General features: G+C 64.0%; 20 protein-coding genes. 12 read left to right on the top strand and 8 right to left on the bottom strand.

The features are described from left to right. Positions 1-96: 96 nt before the first annotated feature. Positions 97-942: a xanthine dehydrogenase accessory protein XdhC gene (gene xdhC, locus ACIPG5_RS18235; protein ID WP_236237135.1), complete on the top strand. Its 846-nt coding sequence runs from the start codon at positions 97-99 to the stop codon at positions 940-942. Between the two features lie 10 nt (positions 943-952). Continuing rightward, positions 953-2257: a guanine deaminase gene (guaD, locus tag ACIPG5_RS18230; protein WP_314620165.1), complete on the top strand. Its 1305-nt coding sequence runs from the start codon at positions 953-955 to the stop codon at positions 2255-2257. Here guaD and aqpZ read toward each other — a convergent pair. Beyond that, a complete protein-coding gene (gene aqpZ / locus ACIPG5_RS18225) occupies positions 2254-2952 on the bottom strand; it encodes an aquaporin Z (RefSeq protein WP_176517134.1) in 699 nt (232 codons plus the stop codon). The two genes, guaD and aqpZ, sit on opposite strands and share 4 nt — an antisense overlap. 217 nt (positions 2953-3169) lie before the next feature. Next, a complete protein-coding gene (locus tag ACIPG5_RS18220) occupies positions 3170-3925 on the bottom strand; it encodes a GntR family transcriptional regulator (protein WP_176517136.1) in 756 nt (251 codons plus the stop codon). A gap of 284 nt (positions 3926-4209) precedes the next feature. Here ACIPG5_RS18220 and ACIPG5_RS18215 point away from each other — a divergent pair, with 284 nt between their 5' ends. After that, positions 4210-5559 carry an NCS2 family permease gene (locus ACIPG5_RS18215; protein ID WP_176517138.1) on the top strand — a complete coding sequence of 450 codons (1350 nt, stop codon included), beginning with the start codon at positions 4210-4212 and terminating at the stop codon, positions 5557-5559. Positions 5560-5721: 162 nt separating this feature from the next. Next, on the top strand, positions 5722-6465 hold the full coding sequence (locus ACIPG5_RS18210) for an RHS repeat-associated core domain-containing protein (protein ID WP_401376859.1): 744 nt from the start codon (positions 5722-5724) through the stop codon (positions 6463-6465). A gap of 60 nt (positions 6466-6525) precedes the next feature. On the opposite strand, the gene uraH is transcribed toward ACIPG5_RS18210, so the two are convergent. After that, positions 6526-6879, bottom strand: a complete 354-nt coding sequence (uraH, locus tag ACIPG5_RS18205) for a hydroxyisourate hydrolase (protein WP_054884130.1) — start codon at positions 6877-6879, stop codon at positions 6526-6528. Between the two features lie 375 nt (positions 6880-7254). Between uraH and puuE the strand changes: the two genes are divergently transcribed. The 7 genes from puuE to ACIPG5_RS18170 all read left to right on the top strand — a co-directional run bounded on the left by puuE (position 7255) and on the right by ACIPG5_RS18170 (position 14210). Continuing rightward, complete coding sequence (gene puuE / locus ACIPG5_RS18200) at positions 7255-8181, top strand: allantoinase PuuE (protein ID WP_176517141.1); 927 nt, start codon at positions 7255-7257, stop codon at positions 8179-8181. Further along, entirely contained in the window at positions 8181-8696 is a 516-nt protein-coding gene (uraD, locus tag ACIPG5_RS18195; protein WP_176517142.1) for a 2-oxo-4-hydroxy-4-carboxy-5-ureidoimidazoline decarboxylase, read from the top strand. The genes puuE and uraD overlap by 1 nt, the downstream gene beginning before the upstream one ends. 48 nt (positions 8697-8744) lie before the next feature. Further along, the gene (locus ACIPG5_RS18190; protein WP_016393761.1) at positions 8745-9248 is read left to right on the top strand and encodes an ureidoglycolate lyase; all 504 of its coding nucleotides are present in this window, start codon (positions 8745-8747) and stop codon (positions 9246-9248) included. Between the two features lie 43 nt (positions 9249-9291). Beyond that, a complete protein-coding gene (locus ACIPG5_RS18185; protein ID WP_176517143.1) occupies positions 9292-10620 on the top strand; it encodes a urate hydroxylase PuuD in 1329 nt (442 codons plus the stop codon). A 171-nt stretch (positions 10621-10791) separates the two neighbouring features. After that, entirely contained in the window at positions 10792-12147 is a 1356-nt protein-coding gene (locus ACIPG5_RS18180) for a nucleobase:cation symporter-2 family protein (protein WP_176517144.1), read from the top strand. Between the two features lie 140 nt (positions 12148-12287). Continuing rightward, positions 12288-13073, top strand: a complete 786-nt coding sequence (locus ACIPG5_RS18175) for an outer membrane protein OmpK (protein ID WP_176517145.1) — start codon at positions 12288-12290, stop codon at positions 13071-13073. Positions 13074-13427: 354 nt separating this feature from the next. Continuing rightward, positions 13428-14210 (top strand): outer membrane protein OmpK, encoded by a 783-nt coding sequence (locus ACIPG5_RS18170; RefSeq protein WP_176517146.1) that lies wholly within the window; start codon positions 13428-13430, stop codon positions 14208-14210. 70 nt (positions 14211-14280) lie between these two features. On the opposite strand, the gene ACIPG5_RS18165 is transcribed toward ACIPG5_RS18170, so the two are convergent. Further along, positions 14281-14589, bottom strand: a complete 309-nt coding sequence (locus ACIPG5_RS18165; protein WP_176517148.1) for a hypothetical protein — start codon at positions 14587-14589, stop codon at positions 14281-14283. A gap of 151 nt (positions 14590-14740) precedes the next feature. On the opposite strand from ACIPG5_RS18165, the gene ACIPG5_RS18160 reads away from it, so the two are divergent. After that, positions 14741-16684 carry an LTA synthase family protein gene (locus ACIPG5_RS18160; protein WP_401376850.1) on the top strand — a complete coding sequence of 648 codons (1944 nt, stop codon included), beginning with the start codon at positions 14741-14743 and terminating at the stop codon, positions 16682-16684. On the opposite strand, the gene ACIPG5_RS18155 is transcribed toward ACIPG5_RS18160, so the two are convergent. Genes ACIPG5_RS18155 through ACIPG5_RS18140 form a run of 4 tightly spaced genes read right to left on the bottom strand, consistent with a single transcriptional unit; the run spans position 16674 to position 25185 of the window. Further along, positions 16674-17582, bottom strand: coding sequence for a DUF808 domain-containing protein (locus ACIPG5_RS18155; protein WP_401376847.1), 909 nt, complete (start codon positions 17580-17582; stop codon positions 16674-16676). The genes ACIPG5_RS18160 and ACIPG5_RS18155 overlap by 11 nt on opposite strands. A gap of 48 nt (positions 17583-17630) precedes the next feature. Next, the gene (locus ACIPG5_RS18150) at positions 17631-19037 is read right to left on the bottom strand and encodes an efflux transporter outer membrane subunit (protein WP_176517151.1); all 1407 of its coding nucleotides are present in this window, start codon (positions 19035-19037) and stop codon (positions 17631-17633) included. Then, on the bottom strand, positions 19034-22120 hold the full coding sequence (locus ACIPG5_RS18145; protein ID WP_401376844.1) for an efflux RND transporter permease subunit: 3087 nt from the start codon (positions 22118-22120) through the stop codon (positions 19034-19036). The genes ACIPG5_RS18150 and ACIPG5_RS18145 overlap by 4 nt, the downstream gene beginning before the upstream one ends. Beyond that, positions 22117-25185: an efflux RND transporter permease subunit gene (locus ACIPG5_RS18140; protein ID WP_401376842.1), complete on the bottom strand. Its 3069-nt coding sequence runs from the start codon at positions 25183-25185 to the stop codon at positions 22117-22119. The genes ACIPG5_RS18145 and ACIPG5_RS18140 overlap by 4 nt, the downstream gene beginning before the upstream one ends. Positions 25186-25189 lie beyond the last annotated feature (4 nt).

Here is a 25189-nt window from a genome sequence, read left to right as displayed (position 1 = left end):
GGCTACTGCATAGATTGTTGGGGCTGCTGCGCAGCCCTTTCGCGACGCAAGGCCGCTCCTACCAGGGACCGTATCGATCTCAAGAGAGGTTGAATCATGCACCAATGGATCAACGCCCTCGCCGACCACCAGTCCCGCGGCGAAGCCTGCGTGCTGGTGACCATCATCGAGGAGCGCGGCTCGACCCCGCGCAACGCCGGCTCGAAGATGGTCGTCAGCGCCACCGGCCTGTACGACACCATCGGCGGCGGCCACCTGGAATACAAGGCGCTGCACATCGCCCGGCAGATGCTCGAGGAGCACCGCAGCACCCCGCACCTTGAGCGCTTCAGCCTCGGCGCCAGCCTCGGCCAGTGCTGCGGCGGCGCCACCGTGCTGCTGTTCGAGCCAATGGCCGCGGTGCAGGCAGAGATCGCCGTATTCGGCGCGGGCCATGTCGGCCGCGCTCTGGTACCCTTGCTCGCCGCGCTGCCCTGCCGGGTGCGCTGGATCGATTCGCGCGAACAGGAATTCCCCGAACTCATCCCCAACGGGGTGACCAAGGTGGTCAGCGAGGAGCCGGTCGACGAAGTGGCCGAGCTGCCCGCCGGGTGCTACTGCATCGTCATGACCCACAACCACCAGCTCGACCTGGAGCTGACCGCCGCCATCCTCAAGCGCAATGATTTCACCTGGTTCGGCCTGATCGGCTCGAAGACCAAACGGGTCAAGTTCGAGCACCGCCTGCGCGAGCGCGGCTTCGATGACGCGCTGATGGCGCGCATGCGCTGCCCGATGGGCCTGGCCGAGGTCAAGGGCAAGCTGCCGATCGAGATCGCCGTGTCCATCGCCGCCGAAATCATTGCCACCTACAACGCCTGCTTCGGCCAGCACGACGCTGGTGTGAATGCTGGCCCTATTGCCCAACTGCTGCCGCCTTCCCGGCGCAGCCAAGCCCTTTGACGAGTGTGTTATGACCCTGACCCGCAAAGCCTACCGTGCCGCCATCCTGCACAGCATCGCCGACCCGGCCGAGGTGGGCCTGGACGCCTCCCATGAATACTTCGAAGACGGCCTGCTGGTGATCGACGAGGGCCGCATCAGCGCCCTCGGCCACGCCAGCGAGCTGCTGCCGACGCTGGACGCCGACATCGAAGTGGTGCATTACCAGGACGCCTTGATCACCCCAGGCTTCATCGACACCCACATCCACTTCCCGCAGACCGGCATGATCGGCTCCTACGGCGAACAGTTGCTGGACTGGCTCAACACCTACACCTTCCCCTGCGAAAAGCAGTTCGCCGACAAGGCCCATGCCGACAAGGTAGCGAAGATCTTCCTCAAGGAGCTGCTGCGCAACGGCACCACCACCGCCCTGGTGTTCGGCAGCGTGCACCCCGAGTCGGTCAATGCCCTGTTCGAAGAGGCCGAGCGCCTGGACCTGCGCCTGATCGCCGGCAAGGTGATGATGGACCGCAACGCCCCGGACTACCTCACCGACACCGCCGAAACCAGCTACACCCAGAGCAAGGCACTGATCGAACGCTGGCACGGCAAGGGCCGCCTGCACTACGCGGTAACCCCGCGCTTCGCCCCCACCAGCACCCCGGAGCAGCTGTCGGTTGCCGGCCAGTTGCTCAAGGAACACCCAGGCGTGTACCTGCACACCCACCTGTCCGAGAACCTCAAGGAAATCGACTGGGTCAAGTCGCTGTTCCCCGAGCAGAAAGGCTACCTGGACGTCTACGACCACTTCGAGCTGCTCGGCGAGCGCTCGGTGTTCGCCCATGGCGTGCACCTGTGCGACGAAGAATGCCAGCGCCTGTCCGAAACCGGCTCGGCCATCGCCTTCTGCCCGACCTCCAACCTGTTCCTGGGCAGCGGCCTGTTCAACCTGCCGCAAGCGGAGAAGTTCAAGGTCAACGTGGGCCTGGGTACCGATGTCGGTGCCGGCACCAGCTTCTCGCTGCTCAACACCCTGAACGAGGCGTACAAGGTGATGCAGCTGCAGGACGTGCGCCTGCACCCCTACAAGTCGCTGTACCTGGCCACCCTCGGCGGCGCCCGGGCGCTGCGCCTGGACGACCGCATCGGCAGCCTGCGCCCTGGCAACGACGCCGACTTCGTGGTGCTCGACTACAAGGCCACGCCGCTGTTGGACTACCGCATTCAGCAGTCCGCCAGCATCGAGGAAACCCTGTTCGTGCTCACCACCCTGGGCGACGACCGCACGGTGCGTGAAACCTACGCCGCCGGCCGTTGCGTGCACCAGCGCTAAGGGGCTTTTGCCAGGCCGCGATACAGCGCGCCGCCGATCGCAGCCCCGATCAGCGGCGCCAGCCAGAACAGCCACAGCTGCTGCAAGGCCCAGCCACCGACGAACAGTGCCGGCCCCGTGCTACGCGCGGGGTTGACCGAGGTATTGGTCACCGGGATCGAGATCAGGTGGATCAGCGTCAGGCCCAGGCCGATGGCGATGGGGGCGAAGCCGGCCGGTGCGCGTACATCGGTGGCCCCCATGATGATCACCAGGAACATCGCGGTCATCACCACTTCACTGACGAACCCCGCCGCCAGCGAATAGCCGCCGGGCGAATGGTCGGCATAGCCGTTGGAAGCCAGGCCCGAGGACAGCTCGAAGCCGGCCTTGCCGCTGGCGATGAAGTAGATCACTGCCGCCGCCAGAATGGCCCCGATCACCTGGGCGATGACGTAGGGCAGCAACTCCTTGGCCGGGAAACGCCCACCCACCACCAGCCCGAACGACACGGCAGGGTTGAGGTGGCAGCCGGAGATGTGGCCGATGGCGAAGGCCATGGTCAGGACCGTGAGACCGAAAGCGAAGGCGACACCGAGCACGCCGATGCCGAGGGGGGAACTGGCTGCGAGCACTGCGCTGCCGCAACCGCCCAGGACCAACCAGAAGGTACCGACCAGCTCGGCACCCATACGCACACCTAAAGACGTCGTCATGACCTTTCCTCTAAGTAGTTGAACGCAGGGACTGCGCAAGCCCAACTACCTGGAAAGGGGTTTGCAATAAGCAATTTATCAGGGATTTGGTGAAAAACCAGTCAACGCAAGGGGCCGCTTTGCTCCCCATCGCCGGCAAGCCGGCTCCCACATGCGCTAGATCTGTGGGAGCCGGCTTGCCGGCGATGGGACGCAAAGCGGCCCCCGCTGCAAACGATCAACCCTTGACGGACGCCTTGGGCTTTTTCAGCAGGTGCGAGAACACCGCGTGCAAATCGTCCGAGGCGCTTTCCTCGTCAAGGTTCAGCTTGCTGTCGATATGATCCATGTGGTGCATCATCAGGCTCACGGCCTGTTCGGCATCGCGCGCCTCGATGGCATCGATCAGCTGCATGTGCTCGTCATAGGAGCAGTGCGAGCGGTTGCCGCTCTCGTACTGGGCGATGATCAGCGAGGTCTGCGAGACCAGGCTGCGCTGGAAGCTGACCAGCGGGGCATTGCCCGCCGCCTCGGCGAGCTTGAGGTGGAACTCGCCGGAAAGCCGAATGCCGGCGCCGCGGTCGCCGCGCGAGAAGCTGTCGCGCTCTTCACGCACCATGTGGCGCAATTCGTTGAGCTGCTCGAGGGTGGCATGCTGCACCGCCAGCTCGGTGATGGCGCGCTCGACCATGCGCCGCGAGAAGAACACCTGGCGCGCCTCCTCCACCGTTGGGCTGGCCACCACCGCACCGCGGTTGGGCCGCAGCAGCACCACGCTTTCATGGGCCAGGCGCGACAAGGCGCGGCGGATGATGGTGCGGCTGACGCCAAAGATCTCGCCCAGCGCTTCCTCGCTCAACTTGGTGCCCGGCGCCAGTCGCTGCTCGAGGATCGCCTCGAAGATATGCGCATAGACGATGTCGTCCTGGGTACCGCTGCGGCCAGGCTTGCCGGCACGTGCAGGTTTCTTCAGAGGTTGCAGCTGTTCGTTCATGGGCTCTCGAGGCACGAAGGAAAGTATGGCGCCATTGTACACAGGCTGAGCCGTTTCTGCAGGTGGGCTTTTACCTATATAGCCGTTGCACGGCGGTTTCTGCGCACAAAAGATAAAACATTATTTGCATTCTTTGTACACAAACGCATAATCCATCGGGCAACTTCTTGACCCGCGAGTCAACAAAGCGTGTCAGGCGTCTGCCTTCCCTCGCGGAGCCACCAAGTGCATTGCGCAGGTCACTGGCTCCAACAACAACAAGAAAGACTTGAGGAGTATTCGCTGTGGAAAGCCGCAAATCCGACGCACCTACGCTGGATCTCGCTCCACCACTCGAAACGAGCTGGCTGGAACGGATTTTCAAACTCAAGCAACACGGCAGTACCGTCCGCACCGAGTTGATCGCCGGGGTGACCACCTTCATCACCATGGCCTACATCATCTTCGTCAACCCCAACATCATGGCCGACGCCGGCATCGATCACGGTGCGGCATTCGTCGCCACCTGCATCGCCGCCGCACTCGGCTGCCTGCTGATGGGCCTGTACGCCAACTGGCCGGTGGGCCTGGCGCCGGGCATGGGGCTGAACGCCTTCTTTACCTACACCGTGGTCGGCACCATGGGCTACAACTGGGAAACCGCGCTGGGGGCGGTGTTCGTCTCGGGCGTGCTGTTCATGTTCCTGACCTTGTCGAAAGTGCGCGAATGGCTGCTCAACAGCATTCCAGTCAGCCTGCGCCATGCCATGGGGGCCGGCGTCGGATTGTTTCTCGGGCTGATCGGCCTGAAGACTGCGGGCATCATCGTCGACAGCCCGGCCACCCTGATCAAGCTGGGCTCACTGCATGAGCCCGGCCCACTGCTGGCGGCGGTGTGCTTCCTGCTGATCGCCATCCTCAGCTACAAGCGCGTGTTCGGCGCCATCCTCATCAGCATCATCGGCGTAACCCTGGCCGGCTGGGGCCTGGGCCTGGTGAAATTCGGCGGGGTGATGTCGATGCCGCCGAGCCTGGCGCCGACCTGGATGGCCATGGATGTGGCGGGTGTGTTCAACGTCAGCATGATCAGCGTGGTGCTGGCGTTCCTGTTCGTGCACATGTTCGACACCGCCGGCACCCTGATGGGCGTGGCCCAGCGCGCCAACCTGGTGGCACCGGACGGGCGCATCGAGAACCTGTCGCGGGCGCTGAAGGCCGACAGTGCCTCCAGCGTGTTCGGCGCCGTGGTCGGCGTGCCGCCGGTCACCAGTTATGTAGAGAGTGCCGCCGGTGTCGCGGCGGGTGGCCGCACTGGCCTGACCGCTGTCGTGGTCGGCATCCTGTTCATCGCCGCGATGTTCTTCGCCCCGCTGGCGGGGATGATTCCGGCTTACGCAACTGCCGGTGCGCTGATCTATGTGGCCATGCTGATGATGGGCAGCATGGCGCACATCCATTGGGATGAGGCCACCGACAGCATTCCGGCGATCGTCACGGTCATCATGATGCCGCTGACCTTCTCGGTGGCCGATGGTATTGCCCTGGGCTTCATCAGCTATGTGGCGTTGAAGGCAGGTACTGGCAAGTACAAAGAGATCTCGGCCAGCCTGTGGGTACTGTGCGCGATCTTCATTGCCAAGTTCGTGTTCCTCTGAGTTTGACCGCACATACAAAGGGCGCTTCGGCGCCCTTTTTCATGTGGCAACTTTTGCAGAGGCTTGGCGAGGGGCGACTGATATTTTTGTCAGGTGCAAGGTATAGAGGGGCTTGATACAAGTCATTCAGCACTCACAGGCGTTATCACCAAGAGGCTGACCATGCACAATCCGGCCCTCCCCACACGCGCTTATAGCCCTTATGGCCATAGCACGCTGCGCAAAAGCCAGCTGGGCTTCAACGGCGAGTTTCAAGAGGCATTTACCGGCCTTTACCTGTTAGGCAACGGGTATCGAGCGTACAGCCCAAGGCTCATGAGGTTCCACAGCCCCGATGCGTTGAGCCCTTTCGACAAAGGGGGAATGAACCCCTATGCGTATTGCCTGGGCGACCCAATAAACATGACCGACCCAGAAGGAAAGAGCCCCTTTTTCAAAGGTATCGTCAACACGTTCAGCAATATATTCACACCTGGCGATATTCCAGTTGAGCAGTTCTCTCCCACTCGCAAACGCCTGCACGAGAATGTCGACACGTCCTCACAATGGGGAAAAGCCACAGCGCTGATCAATGATGCCCTGGGGAGCCATGGGGATAACAGCATTCCGGACTGGAAGGCTGACAGCTATATCACCCGCTCTCAGGATGCGTCCGCCAGCCAGAGCCCACACAAGAAATTGAGCTTGAGCGAACCGTCTCTTTTCTTCGGATCCAGTTTCGAGTGGGGCAAAGTGGCAAAGGACGCCATTCAACACGGTAACAATGAACAGGCAGGGGCTGCATCGGTCGGGGTGGTCTTCAACTCCGCAGGCGGGCTGCTCGCAGGCTCTATAGTTCATTCCGACTACCGAACAGGCCGGATACTGCGCGCCCCAGCAGGCCAGCGAACGCGAATTCGACAATAAAAAAAGCCCGCCAGTGTGAGAGCGGGCCAAAGGACCTACGAAGATTCTTCTAGCGACCAACTAGCTTCCGCGATAGGTCGAATAGCTATACGGCGAGATCAGCAGCGGCACGTGGTAGTGCTCCTGCTTCTCGTCGATGCCAAAGCGCAGCACGACAACATCCAGAAACGCCGTGTCCGGCAGCTGTACGCCGCGGGCACGGTAATAAGCGCCAGCGCTGAATTGCAGCTGGTAGACACCAGTACGGTAGTCGTCACCCTGCAGCAGCGGGGCGTCGACACGGCCATCGCTGTTGGTCAGGGCAGTGTTCACCAGCTCCAGTTGCTGGCCTTCGACGCGATACAGCTCGACCTTGATCGAGCTGCCCGGGCAGCCGTGAGCGGCATCCAGTACGTGTGTGGTCAAACGTCCCATTGCTTGTCGCCTCTTGTTCAATCTGTGGGCAAAAAATACACAGCCATCGCCACGGCAAAGGGCCGACGATGGGCGGAAATGGCGTTATTAAGACATTTCAGCGGCAGATTGTACACAATTTTTTGAGCCCATCCGTCGCACCCCTCTGTTCACGGCTTTGCGTCGCAAATTCAAGCCCTGCGCACACCCATCTGTCATTAGCTGACCAATCAGGCAGGTTTCTTGCAACCGATTCTCAGGCGACAAAAGGGAAGAAATGCGGAAAAACAGGCTTACAAAAGATTTCAGAAGTTGTATACAATTAGCCCATCCGGTGGTGCGACATACCGACGCGGCCCGCCCACCCCGCACCAACACACAAGAAGGAAGACTGCAGTGAGCGCTGACTACCCTCGCGACCTGATCGGTTACGGCAACAACCCACCTCACCCGCAATGGCCGGGCAACGCGCGCATCGCGCTGTCGTTCGTGCTCAATTACGAAGAAGGCGGCGAGCGCAACATCCTGCACGGTGACAAAGAGTCCGAAGCCTTCCTCTCCGAGATGGTCGCCGCCCAGCCGCTGCAGGGCCAGCGCAACATGAGCATGGAGTCGCTGTACGAATACGGCAGCCGCGCCGGCGTCTGGCGCCTGCTCAAGCTGTTCAAGGACAGCGGCGTACCGCTGACCGTGTTCGCCGTGGCCATGGCCGCCCAGCGCCACCCCGACGTGATCCGCGCCATGGTCGAAGCCGGCCATGAGATCTGCAGCCACGGCTACCGCTGGATCGACTACCAGAACATGGACGAGGCCCAGGAGCGCGAGCACATGCTCGAGGCCATCCGCATCCTCACCGAACTGACCGGCGAGCGCCCGGTGGGCTGGTACACCGGCCGCACCGGCCCGAACACCCGCCGCCTGGTCATGGAAGAAGGCGGTTTCCTGTATGACAGCGACACCTACGACGACGACCTGCCCTACTGGGAACCGAACAACCCGACCGGCAAGCCGCACCTGGTGATCCCCTACACCCTGGACACCAACGACATGCGCTTCACCCAGGTCCAGGGCTTCAACTGCGGCGAGCAGTTCTTCCAGTACCTCAAGGACGCCTTCGACGTGCTCTACGCCGAGGGTGCCGAGTCGCCAAAAATGCTTTCCATCGGCCTGCACTGCCGCCTGGTCGGCCGCCCGGCGCGCCTGGCCGCGCTCAAGCGCTTCGTCGACTACGCCAAGAGCCATGAGCAGGTCTGGTTCGCCCGTCGCGCGGATATCGCCCGCCACTGGCACACCACCCACCCGTACAAGAAAGAGAACGCCTGATGACCGCCTTCAAGACCCTCAAGCCATCCACCCTGGGCCGTGACGCCTTCGTCAAGGTGTTCGCCGACATCTACGAGCACTCGCCGTGGGTCGCCGAAAAAGCCTATGACCTGGGCCAGCTGGGTGAGCTGGACGAGATCGAGGCGCTGCACCAGCGCATGAGCGACATCCTGCTCAGCGCCAACCACGCCGACCAGCTGGCGCTGATCAACGCTCACCCGGACCTCGCCGGCAAGGCCGCGATCCAGGGCGAGCTGACCGAATCGAGCACCAACGAGCAGGCCGGCGCCGGTATCCACCAGTGCACCGCCGAGGAGTTCGCCCGTTTCACCGAACTGAACGACGCCTACAAGGCCAAGTTCCAGTTCCCGTTCATCATGGCGGTCAAGGGCAGCAACCGGCACCAGATCCTCGCCGCCTTCGAAAAACGCATCCACAACGACGCCGATGCCGAATTCAAGGAAGCCCTGGCGCAGATCAACCTGATCGCCCTGTTCCGCCTGCTGCAGCTGTAAGCAACAGCCGAACCCAAACAGAAAACGAACAATAGAAGAGATAACCGCATGCGCACCCTGATGATCGAGCCCCTGACCAAAGAAGCCTTCGCCCCTTTCGGAGACGTGATCGAAACCGATGGCAGCGACCACTTCATGATCAACAACGGCTCGACCATGCGCTTTCACAAGCTCGCCACGGTCGAGACCGCCGAGCCTGAAGACAACGCCATCATCAGCATCTTCCGCGCCGACGCGCAGGACATGCCGCTGACCGTGCGCATGCTGGAGCGCCATCCGCTGGGCAGCCAGGCTTTCATCCCGCTGCTCGGCAACCCCTTTCTGATCGTGGTCGCGCCCGTTGGCGATGCACCTGTATCAGGCTTGGTCCGTGCCTTCCGCAGTAATGGCAGGCAGGGCGTCAATTACCATCGCGGCGTCTGGCACCACCCGGTGCTGACGATCGAAAAGCGGGATGATTTCCTGGTGGTTGATCGCAGTGGTTCTGGCAACAACTGCGATGAGCATTACTTCACCGAGGAACAGATGCTGATCCTCAATCCCCACCAATAAGAAAAGGTCAGTCATCAAACGGTGACTGGCAGAGGTACATACTGTGGAAGCACACCTTCACGAATGGCTGAACCTGAGCATTCGCTGGGTTCACATGATCACCGGTGTCGCCTGGATCGGTGCATCGTTCTACTTCGTCTGGCTGGAGAACCACCTGAATCGAAGCAACCCGCGCGATGGGTTGTCGGGTGATCTCTGGGCGATTCACGGCGGTGGTATCTACCACCTGGAGAAATACAAACTCGCACCCCCGAAAATGCCCGAGAACCTGCACTGGTTCAAATGGGAAGCCTACTTCACCTGGATGTCCGGTATTGCCCTGCTGTGCGTGGTGTTCTACTGGAACCCCAGCCTGTACCTGCTGGCACCCGGCAGCACCCTGAGCGGTGCCGAAGGCGTGGCCATCGGTATCGGTTCGCTGATCGCCGGCTGGTTCATCTACGACTTCCTGTGCGACTCGCCACTGGGCAAGCACCCTGCCCTGCTCGGCGCCGTGCTGTTCGTGCTGATCATCGCTGCCTGCTTCGGCTTCAGCCTGGTGTTCAGCGGCCGTGGTGCCTACCTGCACACCGGCGCGATCATCGGTACCATCATGGTCGGTAACGTGTTCCGCATCATCATGCCGGCCCAGCGCCAGCTGGTGGCGGCGATCGAGAACAACCAGACCCCCGACCCGGTGCTGCCGGCCAAGGGCCTGCTGCGTTCGCGTCACAACAACTACTTCACCCTGCCGGTGCTGTTCATCATGATCAGCAACCACTTCCCGAGCACCTACGGTAGCCAGTACAACTGGCTGATCCTGGCCGGTATCGCAGTAGCCGCGGTTCTGATCCGCCACTACTTCAACACCCGCCACGACAGCAACAAGTACGCCTGGACCCTGCCTGTGGGCGCGCTGGCGATGATCTGCCTGGCCTACGTCACCGGCCCCAAGCCGATGGCTGTTGCGCCTGAGCAGGCGGCGGCGAAGATCGAGTACCAACCGCTGCCGGCAACTGCAGTGGGTGGCAAGACCGCTGCCGAGCAACGTGCCGAAGACGCCGCCAAGGCTTCCCAAGCGCCAGCCGCACCCGCACAAGCGCCGGCCGAAGCGACCGCGCAGGCTGCTGGTGGCGACTTCGACAAGATCCACAAAGTCATCCAGGAACGCTGCAGTGTGTGCCACTCGTCGAAACCGACCAGCCCACTGTTCAGCGCTGCCCCTGCCGGCGTGATGTTCGACACCCCGCAGCAGATCCAGGCCCAGGCCGCGCGCATTCAGGCGCAAGCGGTCGCCAGCCAGATCATGCCGCTGGGCAACATCACCCAGATGACCACCGAGGAGCGCAAGCTGGTCGGTGACTGGATCGCCAAAGGCGCGCAGGTCAACTGATACACCTGTCCCGCCGGGGCGTCCGCGCGCCCTGGCGGGAGCGGCCTTGCGCCGCGAATGGGCCGGCTTGCCGGCCCACGCTGCAAGCAACACGCAACAAGCAAGCATCGAGCGACCAGGCCTTGGCCTGGCGCTTGGATCCGAGAATAAAAACAAAACTCGAGGTGCTGCATGTCCGAGTCACGCAAGGCGTACATTCCAGTTGCGCCGCCGCGACAGCCCCTGCCCCTGTTCCAACTGATCCTGGTAGGCCTGCAACATGTTCTGTTGATGTACGGAGGCGCGATTGCCGTGCCTTTGATCATCGGCCAGGCTGCCGGATTGTCCCGTGAAGAAGTTGCCTTCCTGATCAACGCCGACCTTCTGGTCGCAGGCGTAGCCACCATCATCCAGTCGTTCGGTATCGGCCCGGTAGGGATCCGCATGCCGGTGATGATGGGCGCCAGTTTCGCTGCCGTCGGCAGCATGGTGGCCATGGCCGGCATGCCCGGCGTAGGCCTGCAGGGGATCTTCGGTGCAACCATCGCTGCCGGCTTCTTCGGCATGTTGATTGCGCCGTTCATGTCCAAGGTGGTGCGCTTCTTCCCACCGCTGGTCACCGGTACCGTGATTACCTCGATCGGCCTGTCGCTGTTCCCGGTCGCGGTCAACTGGGCCGGTGGTGGCCATGAGGCAGAAGCCTTCGGTTCGCCCATCTACCTGATGGTGGCTGGCCTGGTGCTGGCGGTGATCCTGCTGATCAACCGCTTCATGCGCGGTTTCTGGGTCAACGTTTCGGTCCTGGTGGGCATGGGCCTGGGTTACATCCTGGCCGGCTCCATCGGCATGGTCGACCTGTCTGGCCTGAACGAGGCGCCGTGGCTGCAAGTGGTGACCCCACTGCACTTCGGCATGCCGACCTTCAGCCTGGCACCGATCCTGTCGATGTGCCTGGTGGTGGTGATCATCTTCGTCGAGTCCACGGGCATGTTCCTGGCCCTGGGCAAGGTGACTGATCGTGAAGTCACGCCTGGCATGCTGCGTCGCGGCCTGCTGTGCGATGCCGGTGCGTCGTTCGTCGCCGGTTTCTTCAACACCTTCACCCACTCCTCCTTCGCCCAAAACATCGGCCTGGTGCAGATGACCGGGGTACGCTGCCGCTACGTCACCGTGGTCGCCGGCGCCCTGCTGATCCTGCTCAGCCTGCTGCCCAAGGCGGCCTTCCTGATCGCCTCGATCCCGCCTGCGGTACTGGGCGGCGCGTCCATCGCCATGTTCGGCATGGTCACCGCCACCGGGATCAAGATCCTCCAGGAAGCGGACATCGGCGACCGTCGCAACCAGCTGCTGGTTGCAGTGAGCGTCGGCTTTGGCCTGATCCCCGTGGTCCGTCCGGAGTTCTTCGCGCAGATGCCCCAGTGGATGGAACCCATCACCCACAGCGGCATCGCCATGGCCACGGTCAGTGCCCTGGTGCTGAACGTGCTGTTCAACATCCTCGGCGGTGCCGACCGCGCCGCGCACAACGACGCCTGTCACCAGCATTGAGCCTAGCGGGGCGGCAGCTTTGCCGCCCCTGCTCATACCCGCAGTAACCGCTACACCGTCGGCCCGCCGGAATGGGCTGCTCGGGGCGCCTGCGCGCCGAAAAAACCGCCAACAAAAACAATAAGTCCGGGAATCACAACATGAAGCGCATCACCTCGTCACTGCTGCTGGGCAGCAGCCTGCTGGCCACCCTCCCCGCGCACGCAGGCGATTGGCTGCTCTGGCATGGCGAAAGCCTGACCTATCTGTACGGCAAGGATTTCAAGGTCAACCCCGACATCCAGCAGACCATCACCTTCGAGCACGCCAACAAATGGAAGTACGGCGACACGTTCCTGTTCATCGACAAGATCTTCTACAACGGCAAGCCCGACCCGGGCAAAGGCGTGACCACCTACTACGGTGAGTTCAGCCCGCGCCTGTCGTTCGGCAAGATCTTCGACCAGAAGCTGGCCTTCGGCCCGGTCAAGGACGTGCTGCTGGCGATGACCTACGAACGCGGTGAAGGCGACAACGAGGCCTACCTGATCGGCCCCGGCTTCGACCTGGACATCCCGGGCTTCAACTACTTCACCCTCAACTTCTATGTGCGCAACACCGAAGGCAGCCGCCCTGGCGACAATGTCTGGCAGATCACCCCTGGCTGGTCGTACACCATCCCGGTGGGCAAGTCCGACATTCTGATCGACGGTTACATGGACTGGGTGCCCGACAACGATCAGAACAGCCGCGGCACCTACCACGCCAACCTGCACTTCAACCCACAGGTCAAGTACGACCTGGGCAAGGCCCTGAACCTGGGCGCCAAGCAGCTGTACGTGGGCTTCGAGTACAGCTACTGGAAGGACAAGTACGGTATCGACAGCCGCGGCAACCTGGAAAGCAATCAGAGCGTTGCCAGTGCACTGATCAAGGTGCATTTCTGATAACCTGACCGAACGCACAACTTTGTAACAGCGTGTTCCAAGATGGAGCACTTGAGGCCGGGCGCGCAAGCCAGTAATCTGCGCGCCCCCTCGATCAGGGCAGGATGGATTCTGCCTGCGTTTACTGACCGCTCAGTCAATGAATTCGGGCGGTTGGCCAACGTGTTGCCAGCCTGAAATACCCATTTTCATCCGTTCAGAACGAGTCGAGCAGGACCGTTGCCGCCAACCCGGAAAAGTTGGCGCAGCTCTTGCCAAACAGCTGTGGCCTATCGAAAAAAGCTGACTCAAAAGACAAGAACAGCGCCTTTACGAGCGCTGACAACAGATCAAAACAAGGGAGCGACACTCGCAATGCGTACCATCAACAGCCTGATTCTCGCCGGCGGCCTGCTGGCCTGCGGCGCGACCTACGCCGACGACCTGCTGCAGTGGCAGAACAACAGCCTGACCTACCTGTGGGGCAAGAACTTCAAGGTCAACCCTGAAGTGCAGCAGACGGTCACCTTCGAACACGCCGATGGCTGGAAGTACGGCGACAACTTCATCTTCGTCGACAAGATCTTCTACAACGGCAAGAAGGACTTCAACAACGGCCCCAACACCTACTACGGCGAGATCAGCCCGCGCCTGTCGTTCGGCAAGATCTTCGACCAGAAGCTGGAGTTCGGCCCGGTCAAGGACGTGCTGCTGGCCATGACCTATGAGTTCGGCGAGGGTGATACCGAGTCGTACCTGATCGGCCCGGGCTTCGACCTGGCGATCCCAGGCTTCGACTACTTCCAGCTGAACTTCTACCAGCGCACCACCGACGGCAGCCGCCCGGGTGACAACGTCTGGCAGATCACCCCGGTGTGGTCCTACACCCTGCCTGTGGGCTCGTCCGACATCCTCATCGACGGCTACATGGACTGGGTGGTCGACAACGACCAGAACAGCCGTGGCGACTACCACGCCAACCTGCACTTCAACCCGCAGGTCAAGTACGACCTGGGCAAGGCCTTGCACCTGGGCGAGAAGCAGTTGTACGTCGGTTTCGAGTACGACTACTGGAAGAACAAGTACGGGATCAAGGATTCCGAAGGCTTCACCACCGACCAGAACACCGCCAGCTTCCTGGTCAAAGTGCACTTCTGATCGGCTGAATCGTGACAGCGTCGAGGCCATCGACGCTGTCACCGGCAAACGTGTAAGCGATCACTTACACTTATTTAAGCGCTCGCTTATTTACAAAAGAATTTGCCTTGAAGGTCAAAATAATCGAGAGCGGCAAGGCCATGCCAATTACCAGCAACGCCAATTCCACCTGGTGATGTTCGAGTATTCGCAAGATATCCAACACCAGCATTACCGCATTGATCGCCAGGGCCAGGCCGAACATCGCGCAACAGCGGTACAGCGCCTGCAGATCCAGCCCCCGCAGCAGCAGGAAAAAGCCCAAGGCCGCCCAGGCCAGGGCCGTGAGCAGGTAGAGCGCCAAGTGATAGGTATCGTAAGTCAATACACTGCCAAACATGTTCCCACCTCCCGATACGATTAAATGCCAAGGCCTGCGACTATAAGTGCGCGTTGCATTTCACGCACTGCGAAATTTTGACAGATTTTTTTCAAAGTCCCTTCTACACTGCCTGTCCTCGCATATCCAAGAAAGACAACAGGCCAACTCCATGCGCAATTCCCTGTCCGCCCCGTGGCGGTACCTGCTACTTGTTTGCTCACTCTGGTTCGGTATTTTTCTGCTGACGCGGATCGTGCTGCTGGTTACCCACCTGGATGAAGTGAGCGGCAATTACTTCTCGCTGTTCTTCGGCGGTGCCCTCTACGACCTCAGCTTCCTGGTCTACGCCGCCTTGCCGCTGGGCGTTTACGTGGCACTGTGCCCCGCCGGGCTGTGGCGTACCCGCGGGCATCGCTGGCTGCTGGGCGCGCTGCTGGTGCTGAGCCTGTTCGTGATGCTGTTCGTCGCCGTGGCCGAATGGCTGTTCTGGGACGAGTTCGGCGTGCGCTTCAACTTCATCGCCGTCGACTACCTGGTGTACTCCAAGGAAGTGCTGGACAACATCCGCGAGTCCTACCCACTGCCAACCCTGCTCAGCGCCATCGCCGTGGTCGCCCTGGTGCTTGCCTTGCTGCTGCGCAAGCCGCTGGCCCAGGCCCTGGCCGCACCCGCCGCGACAGCGCGCCAGCGCCTGCTCGGCGTTGCCCAGCTGGCCGTGCTGGTGGGCCTGAACGTGCTGGTGATCGACCAGCAGTTCCCCCGTGGCCAGGGCGGCAACGCCTACCAGCGCGAGCTGGCCAGCAACGGCCCGTACCAGTTCTTCGCCGCCTTCCGTAACAACGAACTGGACTACACCCAGTTCTATGCAAGCCTGGACGCCGCCGATGTCGGCGCGCAGATGCACAAGGAGCTGGCCGAACCGCGCGTGCAGCTCGAAGGCAGCGACCCGCAGGACATCCGCCGCCAGGTCCGCGCCGACGGTGCGCAGCGCACGCCAAACATCATCCTGGTGACCATCGAAAGCTTCAGCGCCAAGTACATGGGCAGCAATGGCGATGAACGCAACCTCACGCCAAACCTCGATGCACTTCGCCGCCAGAGCCTGTACTTCAACAACTTCTACGCCACCGGCACGCGCACCGACCGCGGCCTGGAAGCCATCACCCTGTCGATCCCGCCCACCCCGGGGCGCTCGATCGTCAAGCGCATCGGCCGCGAAAGCGGTTACGCCAGCCTCGGCCAGCAATTGAAGGCGGTGGGCTACGATGCGGTGTTCGTCTATGGCGGGCGCGGCTACTTCGACAACATGAACGCCTTCTTCAGCGGCAATGGCTACCGCATCGTCGACCAGAGCAGCGTCGATGAAAGCGAGATCAGCTTCAAGAACGCCTGGGGCATGGCCGACGAAGACCTGTACCGCCAGACCCTGAAGCTGGCCGATGCCGACCACGCCAAGCAGCAGCCGTTCTTCCTGCAGCTGATGACCACCTCCAACCACCGCCCCTACACCTACCCCGACGGGCGTATCGACATCCCGTCCGGTGAAGGCCGTGAAGGCGCCGTGAAGTACACCGACCACGCCATTGCCGAGTTCCTCGAACAGGCCAAGGCCAAGCCCTGGTTCGACAACACCCTGTTCATCTTCGTCGCCGACCACACCGCCGGCAGCGCCGGTGTCGAGGACCTGCCGGTGAACAACTACCAGATCCCGCTGTGGATCTACGCGCCCAAGCTGGTCGAAGCGCGCGAGGATGGCAAGCTGGCCAGCCAGATCGACCTGGCGCCCACCGTGCTCGGCCTGCTCAACCTGAACTACACCTCGACCTTCTTTGGCCGCGACCTGCTCAAGGAAGATGCCCTGCCGCCACGGGTGCTGATCGGCAACTACCAGCACCTGGGCCTGTTCGACGGCCAGGACCTGGCCATCCTCAGCCCGCGCGGCGGCATGCGCGTGCACCAGGATGCCCTGGGCAACAGCCGCGAAACCACCGTGGGCAATGACAACCCGCTGGTACGCCGGGCCATCGCCTACTACCAGAGCGCCGCCTATGGCTTCAGCCAGGGCCTGCTGAGCTGGAAACCGGCCGACAGCAACGTGGTGGTCAGCCCCTGATCGCCCGCCACAGCCTGGAAGCGGCGCTGACCACCAGCAGCACCACGGCGCCGGCCAGCACCCCGGCCACGCCGTTGAGCAGCGCGCCGGTCAGCGCCCCACCGCGCCCCTCGCTGAACGCCTCGATGGCGTGATGCAGGGGCGCGATGCCATGCACCAGGATGCCGCCACCGACCAGGAACATCGCCGCGGTGCCGATCACCGACAGGCTCTTCATCATGTAGGGCGCGGCGCGCAGGATGCCGTTGCCCACCGCCCGGGCCACGCTCGACGCCTTCTGCGTCAGCCACAGGCCCAGGTCATCGAGCTTGACGATGCCGCCCACCAGCCCGTACACGCCGATGGTCATGATGATGGCGATGCCTGACAGCACGATGATCTGCTGGGTCAGCGGCGCATCGGCCACGGTGCCCAGGGTAATGGCGATGATCTCCGCCGAAAGGATGAAGTCGGTGCGCACCGCGCCCTTGATCTTGGCTTTCTCGTAGGCCACCAGGTCGACATTGGCATCGGCCACGGCTTGCTTGCGCGCCTCTTGCTGGGCGCTGTCCTGCTCCTTGCCATGCAGGAACTTGTGCGCGAGCTTCTCGAAGCCCTCGAAGCACAGGTAGGCACCGCCGACCATCAGCAGCGGGGTCACCGCCCAGGGGATGAACGCACTGATCAGCAGCGCCGCCGGCACCAATATCGCCTTGTTGATGAACGAGCCCTTGGCCACCGCCCACACCACCGGGATCTCGCGCTCGGCGCGCACACCGGTGACCTGCTGGGCATTGAGCGCCAGGTCGTCGCCAAGCACCCCGGCGGTCTTCTTCGCCGCGACCTTGGTCATCAGCGAGACATCGTCGAGCACCGTGGCGATGTCGTCGATCAATACCAGCAGACTGCTTGCGGCCATGGTTCACGTTTCCCTACGAAGCAAAACCTGCAGCATACTCCGCGCCGCTCAGGGTGCCCAGCCGCCGCCCAGGCTCTGGATCAGGGCGACGCTGGCCTGGCTCAGCTGGCCCTGGGCATCGCGCAAGTTCTGCTCGCTCTGCAACAGCAGCAATTGCTGGGTCACCACCGCTTGCTGGCTGACCACGCCCACCCGCTGCTGGGTCTGCTGGCTGGCGAACAGCTGCTGGTTGCGCTGGTGGATCTGGCCGAAGGTGTCGGCCTGGCGCTGCAGATGGTTGAGCGCCGAGAGGTTGTCCTCGACGTTCTGCAGCGCAGCCAGCACGGCCCCTCGGTAGTTGGCCACGTCCTCGTCGTAGCCGGCATACGCCTGGCGCAGGCTGGCCTCGCGAGCGCCGCCGTCGAACAAGGTGGCCGCCAGCGCCGGGCCCAGGCTCCAGATACGGTTGGGCACGCTGAACAGGCCACCCAGCGCACTGCCGCGAAAACCGACTTCGGCGCTGAGGTCGAGGGTGGGGTAGAACGCCGCCTCGGCCACCCCGATGCGGGCATTGGCCGCCGCCGCCGTGCGTTCGGCGGCAATCACGTCGGGGCGGCGCAGCAACAGCCGCGATGGCAGGCTCAGCGGCGGGTGCGGCACGGCGAAGGCATAGTCGCTGCGCGGCGCGATGCTGAACTGCGCAGGTGCCTGGCCGACCAGCACGGCCAAGGCATGCTCGAACTGCTCGCGGCTGCGCTGGGCGGTCTGCAACGCGGCCACCACCGTGCTCAACTGGTCCTGGGCCACCAGCAACTGGTCGTTGGACGCGGCGCCTTGCACGAAGCTCGCCTGGGTCATGTCCAGCAGCTGCTGGTTGAGCTGCTGCTGGCGTTCGAGCAAGGCGATGTCCAGGTCCAGCTGGCGCAGGCCGAGGTAATTGCTGGCAACGCTGCTGGCAATCGACAGCCGCACCCCGGCCAGCTGCGCATCGGAGGCCTGCGCCAGCGCTTCGCTCGATTCGAGGGTACGCCGCACCTGCCCCCACAGGTCCGGCTCCCAGCTGGCGCCCAAGGTGGCGCTGACGGTCTGCTGCACGCCGCTGCCGGTGCCCTTGGACAAGGTCGCCCCGCCGCCATCGACGCCGCGCGTCGCCGAAAGGCCCGCGGTCACGGTCGGCCACAGCCCGGCGCGGCTGATGGCCACCTGGTCCCTGGCCTGGCGCCAGGCCGCTTCGGCGGCGACGATCGACTGGTTGGCCCGCGCCGACTGCTCGATCAGGCTGTTCAGCTGGGCATCGCCAAAGCCCAGCCACCAGCGGCTGTCCAGGGCGCCCTGCGGGTTGGCGGCCGCGCGCTGCCATTGCCCGCCTTCCTTGAAGCCCTGGGGCAGCGCCATCGCCGGGCGCTGGTAATCGGGCCCGACCATGCAGCCCCCCAGCAACAGGCACAGGGCCAGGCAAGCGCTGCGCAGGTTCATCTGCCTTGCTCCTTGCCGGTGCCACGCAGCCGGCTTGCCAGGCGGTCCAGCCACAGGTAGATCACCGGCGTGCTGTACAGCGTCAGCAGCTGGCTGAACAGCAGCCCGCCAATGATCGAGATGCCCAGCGGCCGGCGCAGTTCGGCGCCGTAGCCATTGCCCAGCACCAGCGGCAGCGCGCCCAGGGTCGCCGCCAGGGTGGTCATCATGATCGGCCGCACCCGCACCAGGCAGGCCTGGCGGATCGCTGCCCGCGCATCCAGGCCCTGGGTGCGGCGGGTGTGCAGGGCGAAGTCGATCATCATGATCGCGTTCTTCTTGACGATGCCAATCAGCAGGATCACCCCCACCAAGGCGATGATCGACAGTTCCGTGCCGGTCAGCAGCAGCGCCACCAGCGCACCGACGCCCGCCGAGGGCAGGGTCGAGAGGATGGTCAGCGGGTGCACCAGGTTTTCGTAGAGGATGCCCAGCACGATGTACACCGACACCAGCGCCGCGACGATCAGCAACGGCTCGCTGGCCAGCGAGGCCTTGAACACTTGCGCGGTACCGGCAAACTCCCCCACCACGCTGGCGGGCATACGCAGCTGCGCCACGCCCGCATCGACCAGCGCGGTGGCCTGGCCGATCGACACCCCTGGCGCCAGGTTGAACGACGCCGTGACGGCCGGGAAGGTGCCCTGGTGGTTGATGGCAATCGCCGTGCGCGCCAGCGCCTGGCTGGCCACGGCGGCCAGCGGCACCAGTGGCGTTGCGCCCTGGCTGCTGGGCAGGTAGAGGGTCTTGAGCACCGCCGGGTCGCTCCAGTAGGACGGCGCCAGGCTCATCACCACGTGGTACTGGTTGGCGGCGCGGTACAGGGTCGACACCTGGCGCTGGCCAAAGGCGTCGTACAGCGTCTGGTCCACTGCCGCCATGTTCACCCCCAGCCGCGCCGCGGCATCCCGGTTGACCTGCAGGTGCGTCATCAGGCTGGCGTTCTGCTGGTCGGTGTTGACGTCGGTGAGCTGCGCCAAGCCGCGCAGCACCGCCACCACCTTGGGCACCCACTGGTCGAGGCTGGCCTGGTCGTCCGCGGTCAGGGTGTACTGGAACTGCGCGCCGCTCTGCCGGCCGCCGACCGTGATGTCCTGGGCCGACTGCAGGTACAGCCGGGTACCCGGCATCGCGCCCAGGGCGTGGCGGATCTGCGCGATCACCTGGTCGGCGCTGGCCTGGCGTTCGCCCTTGGGCTTGAGCGCGACGAACAGCTGGGCGCTGTTGATCGCCCCCGACCCGCCTCCACCGCCACCGCCGACGAACCCGCCCACGGTCTGGACATTGGGGTTGCTCACCACCTGGCGGTTGATCTCGCGAAAGTCAGCCTGCATCGCGGCATAGGACACACTCTGCGACGCCAGGATGGTCCCCGACAGCCGGCCACTGTCCTCCTGCGGGAAGAAGCCCTTGGGCACCAGTACGTACAGCACCACCGCCAAGCCCAGCACCAGCAGGGTCAGAAGCCCCATCAAGCGCGAATGGCCGATCACCCAGGACAGGCTGCGGTCGTAGAAGCGGTGGTACCGCGAATCTGGCGTATCGCCCGCGTGCGCCTGCGCCGGTGGGCGCAGCAGCACGCTGGCCAGCACCGGGGTGATGGTCAACGAGATCAGCATCGAGATGACGATCGACAACGACAAGGTCACGGAAAACTCGCGGAACAAGCGCCCGACGATGCCGCCCATGAGCAGCAGCGGGATGAACACCGCCACCAGCGAGACGCTGATGCTCAACACCGTGAAGCCCACCTCGCCGGCGCCGTCCAGCGCCGCCTGCAGGCGCGGCACGCCACGTTCGAGGTGGCGCATGATGTTCTCCACCACCACGATCGCATCGTCCACCACGAAACCGGTGGCGATGGTCAGCGCCATCAGCGACAGGTTGTTCAGGCTGTAGCCCAGAAAATACATGCCGGCAAAGGTGCCCAGCAGCGACAACGGCACGGCGATGGCCGGCACCAGGGTGCTGCGCCAGTCGCGAAAGAAGCCGTAGGTCACCAGCGTGACCAGGGCGATGGCCGCCAGCAGGGTGATTTCCACATCGCGCAGCGAGGCGCGAATGGTGGTGCTGCGGTCCATCAGGATGCTCAGCTTGATGGTCGCCGGGATCGACGCCTGCAGCAAAGGCAGCTGCGCCTTCACTGCATCGACCGTGTCGATCACGTTGGCCCCGGGCTGCTTGAACAACACCAGCAGCACCGCCGGCTTGCCGTTGAACAGGCCGAAGTTGCGCAGGTCTTCGACATCCTCGCGCACCTGGCCCAGGTCGGCGATGCGCACCAGGCTGCCGCCGTCATGCTTGACCACCAGCGGCGCATAGTCGCCCGGGTTGTACAGCTGGTCGTTGGCCGCCAGCAGGTGATTCTGCCCGGCCAGGTCCAGGGCGCCCTTGGGCAGGTTGACGTTGGCGCTGGCGATGGCCGTGCGCACCTGCTCGAGGCTGATGCCGTAGTGGTTGAGCCGGTCGGGGTTGAGCTCCACGCGCACGGCCGGCAAGGCCCCGCCGCCAACCGTGACATCGCCCACCCCGCGGGTCTGCAGCAGGCGCTGCTCGAGCAAGGTGGAGGCCACGTCGTACATCTGCGCCGGGGTGGCGCTTGCGGAGGTCAGGCCGATGATCAGGATCGGCGAGTCGGCCGGGTTGACCTTGCGGTAGGTCGGGTTGCCCGACAGGTCGCTGGGCAGGTTGCTGCGCGCGGCATTGATCGCTGCCTGCACATCGCGCGCGGCGCCATCGATGTTGCGATCCAGGTCGAACTGCAAGTTGATCCGCGTGGCGCCCAGGGTGCTCGAGGAGGTCATCTGGGTGACCCCGGCGATCTGCCCGAACTGGCGCTCCAGCGGCGTGGCCACCGAGGTGGCCACGGTGTAGGGGTCGGCGCCCGGCAGCGATGCGCGCACGCTGATGGTGGGGAAGTCGACTTCCGGCAGCGGCGCCACCGGCAACAAGGTGAACGCCAGGGCGCCGAACAGGGCCAGGCCCAGGGCCAGCAGCGCCGTGGCCACCGGGCGCCGGATGAACGGCGCGCTGAGGTTGATCATGGCGCCTCCAGCAACGCGCGGCGCCGCCTGAAGCGCTGCCCCAGGCCGTTCATGGCCAGGTAGATCACCGGGGTGGAAAACAGCGTCAGCGCCTGGCTCAGCAGCAACCCGCCGATGATCGCGATGCCCAGCGGGTGGCGCAGTTCGGAGCCCACGCCACTGCCGAACGCCAAGGGCAGCGCACCGAACAGCGAGGCCAGGCTGGTCATCAGGATCGGCCGCAGGCGCAGCTGCGCGGCCTTGCGGATCGCCGCCAGCGGCTCGGCGCCTTCACCGCGCTGCAGCTCCAGGGCGAAGTCGACCATCATGATGCCGTTCTTCATCACGATGCCGATCAGCAGCACGATACCGATCAGGCCGATGATGTCGAACTGCGTGCCGGTGATCAGCAACGCCAGTAACGCGCCCAGCGCCGCCGACAGCAGGGTGGAAAGAATGGTCACCGGGTGCACGAAGCTTTCGTAGAGGATGCCCAGCATCAGGTACACCACGACGATCGCCGCGCCCACCAGAAACGCCTGGTTGCCCAGCGAATCGGCAAAGGTCGCCGCCGCCCCCTCCAGCGACAGCTGCACCGAGGCCGGCATGCCCAGTTGCGTTTCGATGGCCTTGAGCCGGTCTACGGCCGCCCCCAGCGACTGCCCCGGGGCCAGGTTGAAGGCGATGTCGGCGTAGGGGAACTGGCCGAGCCGGTTGAGCGTCAGCGGCACCCGCTGCACGCTCTGCGTGGCCATGCTCGACAACGGCGCCACGCCGCCACCGGGCAGGCCCACGTAGAGGCCTGTCAGCAGGTCGGCAAGGTTGCGTGGCGGGCGGTCGCTGACCATCACCACATGGTATTGATTGAGCTGGGTGTACAAGGTCGAGACCTGGCGCTGGCCAAAGGCGTCGTACAGCACATCGTCGATGGCCTGGGGGGTGACGCCCAGGCGCGAGGCGGTGGCGCGGTCGAAGTCCAGTTGCACCTGGTTGCCGAACTGCATCGCCTGGCTCTGCACGTCGGTGAAGGTCGGGTCCTGGCGGATCGCCGCCAGCAGCTTGCCGGTCCACTGTTCGAGGGTCTGCATGTCGCCGGCCTGCAGGCCCAGGCGGTAGGCAGTGGTGGATACCGTGGCATCCAGGGTCAGGTCCTGCACGCCGTGCAGGTACAGGCGGATGCCGGCATCGTCGGCGTTGGCGTCGGCCAGCCGGCGAATCACCGCCGCGGCGCTGTCACGTTCGCCGCGTGGCTTGAGGTTGATCAGCAGACTGCCCTGGTTGAGGGTCGGGTTGTTCTGGTCGATGCCGACGAACGACGACAGGCTCTGCACCGCCGGGTCTTGCAGAATGCGCGCGACCAGGCGCTGCTGCTGTTGCTGCATGCCCTGGAACGAGGTGCTGGGCGCCGCCTGGGAAATACCCTGGATCAGGCCGGTGTCCTGCTCGGGGAAGAAGCCCTTGGGCATGGCCAGCAAGGTCAGCAGCGTCAATGCCGCCGTCAACAGCACCGACAACAGCGCCAGGCCACGGTGCGCCAGCACCCAGTCCAGGCCGCGCAGGTAACGGCCCTCGACACGGGTGAACAGGTCGCTTGCCTGGCTTTTCTGCCGGTGGCGCAGCAGGCGAGCGCAGAGCATGGGGGTCAGGGTCAGGGTGATGAGCGCGGAAATGACGATGGTCACGGCCACGGTCATGGCGAACTCACGGAACAACCGCCCGACCACATCGCCCATGAACAGCAGCGGGATCATCACCGCGATCAGCGCGATGGACAGCGAGACGATGGTGAAACCAATCTGCGCCGCGCCTTTGAGCGCCGCCTGCAGCGGCGTGTCGCCGGCTTCCAGGTAGCGGGTGATGTTCTCGACCATGACGATGGCATCGTCGACCACGAAACCGATGGAAATGGTCAGCGCCATCAACGTCAGGTTGTTCAGGGAAAAGCCCAGGGTGTAGATCACCGCCAGCGTGCCGACCAGCGTCAACGGCACGGTCAAGGCCGGGATCAGGGTGGCGGCCAGGTTGCGCAGGAACAGCAGGATCACCAGCACCACCAGCACCACGGCCACGCCCAGCTCGAACTGCACGTCGCTGACCGAGGCGCGGATGGTCTGGGTGCGGTCGGTGAGCACGGCCACCTTGAGCGTGCCCGGCAGGCTGGCGCGCAGGGTCGGCAGCAGCCGCTGGACCCGGTCCACCACGTCGATCACGTTGGCCCCCGGTTGGCGCTGGATGTTCAGCACGATGGCCGGGGTGCCGTTGGTCCAGGCCGCCTGGCGCGGGTTTTCTGCGCCGAGGATGGAGCTGGCGACCTGGGACAGGCGAATCGCCGCACCGTTGCGGTAGGCGATCACCAGGTCGCGGTAGTCTTCGGGTTGCTGCAACTGATCGTTGGCGCCGATCGAATAGGCCTGGTAGCGGCCATCGAGGTTGCCTTTGGCCTGGTTGACGTTGGCACTGCCCAGCGAGCTGCGCAGGTCTTCCAGTGACAGGCCCAGGTTGTTCAGCGCCGAGGTGTTGGCCTCGATGCGCACGGCCGGGCGCTGGCCGCCGCTGATGGTCACCAGGCCGACCCCGGCGATCTGCGAAATCTTCTGCGCCAGGCGCGTGTCGGCCAGGTCCTGGACCTTGGTCAACGGCAGCACGTCGGAGGTCAGCGACAAGGTCAGCACCGGCGCATCGGCTGGGTTGACCTTGCTGTACACCGGCGGGTACGGCAGGTTGGCCGGCAGGAATGTGCCGGCGGCATTGATCGCTGCCTGCACTTCCTGCTCGGCGACGTCCAGCGACAGCGTCAGGTCGAACTGCAGGGTCAGCACCGAGGCGCCGTCCGAGCTGGTCGAGCCCATCGAGCGCAGCCCCGGCATCTCGCCCAGCTGGCGTTCGAGCGGCGCGCTGATCGACGAGCTGATCACCTCGGGGCTGGCGCCGGGGTACTGGGTGAACACCTGGATGGTCGGGTAGTCGACCTGCGGCAACGCCGAGACCGGCAGCAGGCGATAACCGAGGATGCCCAGCAGCAGTACCGCGCACATCAGCAGGCAGGTGGCTACCGGCCGCTCGATGAACGGGCGCGAGATATTCATTGGC

It is taken from the genome of Pseudomonas sp. NPDC087029, from assembly GCF_044745345.1.
Taxonomy (GTDB): Bacteria; Pseudomonadota; Gammaproteobacteria; order Pseudomonadales; family Pseudomonadaceae; genus Aquipseudomonas; species Aquipseudomonas faucium.
Note: the sequence above shows the minus strand (reverse complement) of the source record. Positions and strands in the feature narration are given on the sequence as shown.

What these genes read in the sequence shown, in the direction of transcription:
- xdhC (WP_236237135.1), top strand. Translation starts at nt 97, where the DNA reads ATGCACCAATGGATCAACGCCCTCGCCGACCACCAGTCCCGCGGCGAA.
- guaD (WP_314620165.1), top strand. Translation starts at nt 953, where the DNA reads ATGACCCTGACCCGCAAAGCCTACCGTGCCGCCATCCTGCACAGCATC.
- aqpZ (WP_176517134.1), bottom strand. Translation starts at nt 2,952, where the DNA reads ATGACGACGTCTTTAGGTGTGCGTATGGGTGCCGAGCTGGTCGGTACC.
- ACIPG5_RS18220 (WP_176517136.1), bottom strand. Translation starts at nt 3,925, where the DNA reads ATGAACGAACAGCTGCAACCTCTGAAGAAACCTGCACGTGCCGGCAAG.
- ACIPG5_RS18210 (WP_401376859.1), top strand. Translation starts at nt 5,722, where the DNA reads ATGCACAATCCGGCCCTCCCCACACGCGCTTATAGCCCTTATGGCCAT.
- uraH (WP_054884130.1), bottom strand. Translation starts at nt 6,879, where the DNA reads ATGGGACGTTTGACCACACACGTACTGGATGCCGCTCACGGCTGCCCG.
- uraD (WP_176517142.1), top strand. Translation starts at nt 8,181, where the DNA reads ATGACCGCCTTCAAGACCCTCAAGCCATCCACCCTGGGCCGTGACGCC.
- ACIPG5_RS18190 (WP_016393761.1), top strand. Translation starts at nt 8,745, where the DNA reads ATGCGCACCCTGATGATCGAGCCCCTGACCAAAGAAGCCTTCGCCCCT.
- ACIPG5_RS18180 (WP_176517144.1), top strand. Translation starts at nt 10,792, where the DNA reads ATGTCCGAGTCACGCAAGGCGTACATTCCAGTTGCGCCGCCGCGACAG.
- ACIPG5_RS18175 (WP_176517145.1), top strand. Translation starts at nt 12,288, where the DNA reads ATGAAGCGCATCACCTCGTCACTGCTGCTGGGCAGCAGCCTGCTGGCC.
- ACIPG5_RS18170 (WP_176517146.1), top strand. Translation starts at nt 13,428, where the DNA reads ATGCGTACCATCAACAGCCTGATTCTCGCCGGCGGCCTGCTGGCCTGC.
- ACIPG5_RS18165 (WP_176517148.1), bottom strand. Translation starts at nt 14,589, where the DNA reads ATGTTTGGCAGTGTATTGACTTACGATACCTATCACTTGGCGCTCTAC.
- ACIPG5_RS18160 (WP_401376850.1), top strand. Translation starts at nt 14,741, where the DNA reads ATGCGCAATTCCCTGTCCGCCCCGTGGCGGTACCTGCTACTTGTTTGC.
- ACIPG5_RS18155 (WP_401376847.1), bottom strand. Translation starts at nt 17,582, where the DNA reads ATGGCCGCAAGCAGTCTGCTGGTATTGATCGACGACATCGCCACGGTG.
- ACIPG5_RS18150 (WP_176517151.1), bottom strand. Translation starts at nt 19,037, where the DNA reads ATGAACCTGCGCAGCGCTTGCCTGGCCCTGTGCCTGTTGCTGGGGGGC.
- ACIPG5_RS18145 (WP_401376844.1), bottom strand. Translation starts at nt 22,120, where the DNA reads ATGATCAACCTCAGCGCGCCGTTCATCCGGCGCCCGGTGGCCACGGCG.
- ACIPG5_RS18140 (WP_401376842.1), bottom strand. Translation starts at nt 25,185, where the DNA reads ATGAATATCTCGCGCCCGTTCATCGAGCGGCCGGTAGCCACCTGCCTG.